This window comes from Acinetobacter sp. UBA6720 (assembly GCF_002454215.1).
GTDB lineage: Bacteria > Pseudomonadota > Gammaproteobacteria > Pseudomonadales > Moraxellaceae > Acinetobacter.
The window spans coordinates 42,372-49,210 of the sequence record NZ_DKIK01000044.1 but is presented as its reverse complement, the minus strand read 5'-3'; the positions used below and the strand labels follow the sequence as shown (position 1 = coordinate 49,210).

Genomic DNA, 6,839 nt, shown 5'->3' with positions numbered 1-6,839 from the left:
GCCTCTTTGTTGCTCAATTCAACGTATTATCAAAAATCAATTGGTTCACGCGAACGCCTGATTAAACTGTATGTTAATCAAGCCCTCATGACACCTGATAAAATTTCACACGCAGTCCTTTAAGTTTCAAAACTGCTTAAGCGACTAAAATAATAAAAAGCCAAACAGTTGATGTTTGGCTTTTTACATTTACATCCAATTAATCAGTTGAAATATCTTCAAACAAAACTGAAGATAAATAACGCTCACCACCATCAGGTAAAATCACCACAATGGTTTTACCCGCATTTTCAGGGCGTACTGCAAGTTCTGCTGCAGCAGCCATCGCTGCACCACTTGAAATACCCACTAAAATACCCTCTTGACTTGCTGTTTTACGTGCCCAATCAATTGCTGTTGCAGCATCAATTGGCATCACTTCATCGACCAAGTCAAGGTCTAAGTTTTTAGGAATAAAATTAGCGCCAATCCCCTGAATCTTATGTGGTCCAGGTGCCAAAGCTTCGCCACGTTTGGTTTGCCCTATAATCGGCGACTCAGCAGGTTCTACCGCAACTGAGTACAAGGCTTGTTTTTTTACTTTTTCAAAATAACTTGAAATCCCAGAAATCGTACCGCCTGTTCCGACACCAGCCACTAAAATATCAACTTTACCACCTGTTGCTTCCCAAATTTCAGGGCCTGTAGTTGCTTCATGGATAGCTGGGTTTGCTGGATTTTCAAACTGCTGTGGTAAAAAATAAGTTTCTGGGTTTTCATCTACTAAACGCTGTGCTTCTTCTACCGCACCACGCATGCCTTTTGCAGGGTCGGTAAGCACCAAGTTAGCACCTAAAGCTTTCATTACTTTACGGCGTTCGATACTCATACTTGATGGCATAGTCAGGGTTAATGCATAGCCTTTTGCTGCAGCAACAAATGCCAAAGCAATCCCAGTATTCCCACTGGTAGGCTCTACGATGTGCATTCCCTCTTTAAGTACACCACGCGCTTCAGCATCTGCAATAAGTGCAGCCCCGATACGGCATTTGACTGAAAATGCTGGGTTACGGCTTTCAACTTTGGCTAAAACGGTTGCTGGGCTTTGTATAATTCGGTTGATACGAACCAATGGGGTATTACCAATCGCTTCTGCGTTATTACTATAAACCGCTATCCCTAAATTATGAGGCGTTGGAAAAGCTGAATCCGTACTCATAGCAATGTTTCCTATGTTGTTTTTAATGATGTATTGATTATCATACCCTGATTTTTAAATGCAAACTGACATTTGGTCGTGCATATGTTTTTATTTGATAAATAAATCATTTAAACGGAAAAAGTATGGGTTTCCCCATACTTTTAGTACCAAGTGAGCCACTTATATTAGTGTTAGGCTATTCCACTTTTCTAACTCCGTGACTGCCGCGCTAAAATCCACTTGCGTAGCCTGTTCTCGATCTGTCTTTAAAAACAGTTCCTGCGTTGTATGAAAAACAGGAGTTTTCATCTGTCCTTCCTCCGCCAAATCCAACGCAATGCCAATATCTTTTTGCAACAGGTTTAAAGCAAAAGTTTTTTGAAAAGTTCGGCTCAAAACTTTTTGCGCCATCACCGTTTCAGACATCGTACTTTTACCGCTAGAGTGATTGATACAACTCAATGCTCCGACCAAATCAACGCCTCGATGCTTCAAAATAGACAAACCCTCGGACAGAGCCCATAAGTGTGTTGCCATGAGTGTATTGTTCACCGCCTTAACTGCAAAGCCTGCACCACTTTCCCCGACGTATTCAATCAGCCCCGCAAATGCCTGAATGATCGGTTTTGCCCTTTCAAATCCAGCGATATTGCCACCTACCATAACCGTTAAAGTACCGCGTTCAGCACCAATGGTTTGACCCGAAACAGGTGCATCTAAGTAAGTTACACCACGTGCTGCCAAATCAGTGGAAATTCGCTGCGCAGACTCAGGCACGCCACTGGTACAGTCCACCCATAAACTTTCAGACTTAGGTGGATGTAATGCAATTAAAGCTTCAACATCTGCGCTGGTCGGTAAGCATGAAAATATAATATCGGCTTGCACCGCTTGTTGGATTTGAACGGGCTCAGTGCCAAAGGTTTGCGCATGCAATGCAGCTTTTTCCGATGTGCGATTCCACACCCAAACATTATGACCCAGTTTTGGCAAATGGGAGGCCATATGCCAACCCATTGCGCCCAGTCCTATAAATGCAATATTCAGACTCAAAACGTACTCCTAACCGTGTGCAATAGTGCTATTGATTTGGTCATCCGACTTTTCTATGGCCTGCTCATTTTCACTGCCTCGGTTTAAGAAAAGATTAAGAAGAATAGCTGCTAGTGTTGCGGTGCCAATACCACCTAGGTCAAAACTACCAATTTGTAAGCTGTAATTACCTGTTCCCATAATCAGACACACCGCACCAATCATTAAAGTACTGTTCTTGGTAAAATCAATTTTGTTATCGACCCAAATTTTTGCGCCCGCAACCGTAATCAAACCAAAAACAACAATGGATGCACCACCCAAGAGTGCAACGGGAATCGTACTAATCACTGCACCAAACTTAGGGGAAAGCCCCAATAAAATGGCAAACACACCTGCAAAAACAAAGATTGTGGTTGAATAAACTTTAGTGACCGCCATGACTCCAATGTTTTCAGCATAAGTCGTCATCCCTGTTCCACCAACTGAAGCTGAAAGCGTAGTGCACACGCCATCCGCAAAGAAACCACGCCCCATATAAGGAGACAAATTTTTCCCAGTCATCGCTGAAACTGCTTTGAAATGTCCTAAGTTTTCCGCCACCAAAATAATTGCAACAGGTGCAATCAACATCATGGCATTTACATCAAAGGTTGGGCTATGGAAAGTCGGTAAACCAAACCATGCTGCTTGACCAACTTTGGCAAAGTCAATTGCAGTACCAAAACCCATGACATTGGTCAGTAAGAAGTAAATAAAATAGGATGCAACCAAGCCTAAAAGAAGCAATAAGCGGCGCACCATCCCTTTGGTAAATACCGCAATCACACTAATACAAATAATTGTGATTAAGGCCATCCAAGAGTCAAATTGATTGGCCGATACACTTTTAATTGCAACAGGTGCAAGGTGTAAACCAATGATCATTACGATAGCGCCTGTCACAATAGGTGGCATCAACTTTTCAATCCATGCTGTGCCTGTACGCATCACAATTAAGCCAATTAAAGCGTACAATACACCACATGCTATGGTTCCACCTAGTGCTAGCGAAAGATTTGGATTTGATCCGACACCCGTGTAGCCTGTGACTGCAACCACTGCACCAATGAAGGCAAAGCTAGACCCCAAATAACTTGGCATACGTCCGCCAGTCATTAGGAAGAAAAGTATCGTACCAATCCCTGTAATAAAGATAGTTAAGTTCGGATCAAAACCCATCAGCAATGGCGCAAGCACAGTTGCACCGAACATGGCGAAAGCATGTTGTAATCCTAAAATAATGCTTTTGCCTACAGGCAAGTACTCATCTGTTTGCACAGCAGTTGTATCTAAATCGCCTTGATAAGGCTTAAATTTTGGAAACCACGATTCTTTTGTTTGCATGGGTTTCCCCTCCCTTAAAAAGTAGGATTTTTTGAATTAACACATTGGTAATGGCTCGCAATAACCACGCTTAAAATACATAAGTGCATTCAGTCCACAACTTTGCTTCATGGCTTTGACTTGGCAAAACAGAACATCATGACTCCCCACAGACATACTCTGCACCACTTCGCAGTCAAAACTCACCAAGGCATCATCCAAGACTGGAGCATTGGTCAAAAGTGTGGACCATGTGCCTTGAGCAAAACGTTCAGACATTGGAGTTTTGCCTCCAAATACGTTAGATAAATGTTGTTGCTGGCTCGATAGCGTATTCACACACAGTACTTGATTTGTTTTAAATGTATCAAACACAGAAGATGAACGGTTTAAACAGACCAATAAGGTCGGTGGTGTATCTGTCACACTACATACTGCCGATGCAGTAAAACCTGCCTGACCCGCTGCACCATCCGTCGTAATCACATTAACCGCAGCACCAAGATTCGCCATGCCTTGACGGAACAGGTGTTGATCCAATATCACTTCCGCTTTTTCTTCAGGCACTATAGTGTTTAGCATGGCTTCAACCTGATCTTGGTGTAATAGTTTTGCATTCATCGTATTCTCCATGTCCTGAATGTCAAATTCCTCCATTCAGGACGTTAAAATTTGATTATTCAACTCAAGCCACATGTGCAACCGAAGCAATTTCAACTAAAGCATCAGGCTTAACCAATCCAGTTTGGACACAATAGCGCGCGGGCTTATCACCTGGAAAATATTCGGCATATACAGCATTAATCGCGCCATAATCCCCCCAATCTTTCACAAAAATATGGTTAAAAGTCACGTCATCCATCGTACCGCCAGCTGTTTCAAGGACTCGTTTAATAGTCTCTAAAATATGTCGAGTTTGTGCAGCTGCATCGCCCACATGGACAACATTGTTCTGTTCATCAAAAGCTAAAGTGCCTGATACATAGACGATATTGTCAGCCTTAGTCGCAGGTACAAATGGAGCCAGTGGTTTCGCTGTGCCTTCTGGCACAATAATTTCTTTAGGCATGAGACTTCCTTTAATTTACTATATGTTTGGCTTATGCTGTTTTTGCCAGAGGCTTATTGCCAGAGGTCTGAAAGGTGTTTACAAAACTTTGTGTATCAGATACCCAACCAAAAAAGGTTTTGATGTTATAGAGACTTGCTTCTTGTGCTTCGACGGGCCCAGCCTGATAGCACGCATCCTTAAGAGCTACCCCGAAATACTCCAAGAAAAAACCATCCCTGAGAGTTGACTCAACACAAACATTGGTCGCAATACCAACAAAAACTAAATTTCGGATTCCACGTACCCGCAACATGCTGTCCAGTGCGGTATTAAAAAATCCGCTATAACGAGGCTTTTCAATCACCAAGTCTTGTGGTTCTGGCTTTAGTGCATCAATCAACTCAAAGTCCCAACCACCTTTTGCCAATAGCTTTCCCTGTAGCTCAGGATTTTTGCGCATGGTTTTTAAAGCATTCGACTTATGGAAATTCGGCGAATCAATCCCTCCTGCTTCGCGATATTGATCATCCCAACCATTTTTAAAGTAAATCACCTGTATACCCGCTGCATGTGCAGCAAGAACGGACTTTTGAATGTTTTCAACCACAGGTCTAGTTTTAGATACATCAAACCCAGCTAAATCCAAATAGCCACCTTCTGAGGTATAGGCATTTTGCATATCAATCACAATCAATGCCGTGTGCTCAGGTGCCAATGCAATATGTTCAGGTTCGGCTTTCAATGTTTTTGCGTGCAGGCACTGTTTAGTAAATTCTGTACAGACAATCGGCTCATTCATGCACTTTTCTCCAAAATAGCTTGGGATACGTCCTCTTCAACCACGATATGTTCACGGCATTTCATTAAAGGTTGTATGCGCTGACCAAAGTCTTCGACCCCTTGTACAAAATCATCAAAGGTAAGCAAAATGCCTTCCGTCCCTTGGATCTCACCAATTTCATCTAACATTTGTGCAACATGCTCAAACGAGCCTACTAAGGTTCCCATATTGATATTCACAGGTGAAACTGAAGAGGCCATTTGACGGATGTTCGTATCTGCTCCAGATTTGGTATCTTTACCACCTTGATTCATTAGCCAATTGATGGCCTCCATATCTGCACCAGCATTATATTTTTGCCATTTTGCATGTGCCTCTTCATCGGTTTGTGCAGCAATCACCATGAACAACACATAGGTTTGCACGTCACGGCCTGTTTTATCCGTTTGTACTTTTAAGCGGTCATTGATTTCTGCATAGGCTGTTGGTGTATTCAACCCTTTACCAAAGACAAAGTTGTAGTCGGCATATTTGGCAGAAAACTCAAGTCCTGTATCAGACTGACCTGCACAAATAATTTTCATGTCTGCTTGTGGACGTGGACTGACACGACAATCTTGCATGGTAAAATGCTCTCCTTTGAAGTCTGAACGCCCTGTTGCCCAAAGTTCACGTAGAATTTCTACATATTCCGAGAGATATTCATAACGTTGTGCAAAATATTCATCTCCTGGCCACATCCCCATTTGCGTATATTCTGGAGCTTGCCAACCTGTCACCACATTTAAACCAAAGCGCCCATTTGAAATAGAATCAATCGTTGATGCCATACGCGCCACAATTGCAGGTGGCATTACCAATGTCGCTGCTGTTGCATAAATTTTGATTTTGCTGGTTACTGCTGCAAGCCCAGCCATCAAAGTGAATGTCTCAAGGTTATGATCCCAAAACTCAGTTTTCCCGCCAAAACCACGCAGCTTAATCATCGACAAAGCAAAGTCGAAGCCATAATGCTCAGCGCGTTGAACAATTTTTTTGTTTAGTTCAAATGAAGGCATATACTGTGGGGCGCTTTCCGAAAGCAGCCAGCCATTATTTCCAATCGGGCAAAACACACCTATTTTCATCTCTTTTATCCTCTGGCCTCGGTGAATGCTGATGAATTAAAAATATTCAATCAGCGCAAAGTTTTTACTCTTTGTTTGATAAAAATACATTTGCATAAGCCATGCCAATTTATTTTTATTATTTATTTTCAAATATTTATTGTATTTAAGTTATTTTTATTTTTTACCAAAAAGTAAAATAATAATTATCACCATGCACTATATTTGTGATCTATGGTCGAACATTGTGCAGAAAATGAACCAAACTAGTTTTTTTAGATGTATTCGCCTAAAGAAAAAGGTGTCTAGATATAAAATCTAGAT

The 6,839-nt window shown here is 41.9% G+C and carries 7 protein-coding genes and 1 pseudogene; 1 reads left to right on the top strand and 7 read right to left on the bottom strand.

All coding sequences use genetic code 11. From position 1 onward, the window contains the following. Positions 1–123: pseudogene (locus B4F08_RS03915) on the top strand (TetR/AcrR family transcriptional regulator); the annotation flags it as partial. 76 nt (positions 124–199) lie between these two features. On the opposite strand, the gene cysK reads toward B4F08_RS03915, so the two are convergent. The 7 genes from cysK to rutA form a co-directional block, all read right to left on the bottom strand. Then, the gene (gene cysK / locus B4F08_RS03910) at positions 200–1,198 is read right to left on the bottom strand and encodes a cysteine synthase A (RefSeq protein ID WP_291373292.1); all 999 of its coding nucleotides are present in this window, start codon (positions 1,196–1,198) and stop codon (positions 200–202) included. Between the two features lie 162 nt (positions 1,199–1,360). Then, the gene (locus tag B4F08_RS03905; protein ID WP_414632443.1) at positions 1,361–2,197 is read right to left on the bottom strand and encodes an NAD(P)-dependent oxidoreductase; all 837 of its coding nucleotides are present in this window, start codon (positions 2,195–2,197) and stop codon (positions 1,361–1,363) included. A 45-nt stretch (positions 2,198–2,242) separates the two neighbouring features. Beyond that, positions 2,243–3,598 carry a pyrimidine utilization transport protein G gene (rutG, locus tag B4F08_RS03900; RefSeq protein WP_086210037.1) on the bottom strand — a complete coding sequence of 452 codons (1,356 nt, stop codon included), beginning with the start codon at positions 3,596–3,598 and terminating at the stop codon, positions 2,243–2,245. Between the two features lie 36 nt (positions 3,599–3,634). Continuing rightward, positions 3,635–4,159 carry an NADH-dependent FMN reductase RutF gene (rutF, locus tag B4F08_RS03895; RefSeq protein WP_086210238.1) on the bottom strand — a complete coding sequence of 175 codons (525 nt, stop codon included), beginning with the start codon at positions 4,157–4,159 and terminating at the stop codon, positions 3,635–3,637. A 103-nt stretch (positions 4,160–4,262) separates the two neighbouring features. Continuing rightward, positions 4,263–4,646 carry a pyrimidine utilization protein C gene (gene rutC, locus B4F08_RS03890; protein WP_086210038.1) on the bottom strand — a complete coding sequence of 128 codons (384 nt, stop codon included), beginning with the start codon at positions 4,644–4,646 and terminating at the stop codon, positions 4,263–4,265. Positions 4,647–4,677: 31 nt separating this feature from the next. After that, complete coding sequence (gene rutB / locus B4F08_RS03885) at positions 4,678–5,427, bottom strand: pyrimidine utilization protein B (RefSeq protein WP_151707444.1); 750 nt, start codon at positions 5,425–5,427, stop codon at positions 4,678–4,680. Beyond that, positions 5,424–6,536: a pyrimidine utilization protein A gene (gene rutA, locus B4F08_RS03880; protein ID WP_110974003.1), complete on the bottom strand. Its 1,113-nt coding sequence runs from the start codon at positions 6,534–6,536 to the stop codon at positions 5,424–5,426. The genes rutB and rutA overlap by 4 nt, the downstream gene beginning before the upstream one ends. Positions 6,537–6,839: the final 303 nt, after the last annotated feature.

Coding starts and splice junctions, on each gene's coding strand:
- cysK (WP_291373292.1), bottom strand. CDS start 1,198: ATGAGTACGGATTCAGCTTTTCCAACGCCTCATAATTTAGGGATAGCG.
- rutF (WP_086210238.1), bottom strand. CDS start 4,159: ATGCTAAACACTATAGTGCCTGAAGAAAAAGCGGAAGTGATATTGGAT.
- rutC (WP_086210038.1), bottom strand. CDS start 4,646: ATGCCTAAAGAAATTATTGTGCCAGAAGGCACAGCGAAACCACTGGCT.
- rutB (WP_151707444.1), bottom strand. CDS start 5,427: ATGAATGAGCCGATTGTCTGTACAGAATTTACTAAACAGTGCCTGCAC.
- rutA (WP_110974003.1), bottom strand. CDS start 6,536: ATGAAAATAGGTGTGTTTTGCCCGATTGGAAATAATGGCTGGCTGCTT.
- B4F08_RS03905 (WP_414632443.1), bottom strand. CDS start 2,197: ATGGGTTGGCATATGGCCTCCCATTTGCCAAAACTGGGTCATAATGTT.
- rutG (WP_086210037.1), bottom strand. CDS start 3,598: ATGCAAACAAAAGAATCGTGGTTTCCAAAATTTAAGCCTTATCAAGGC.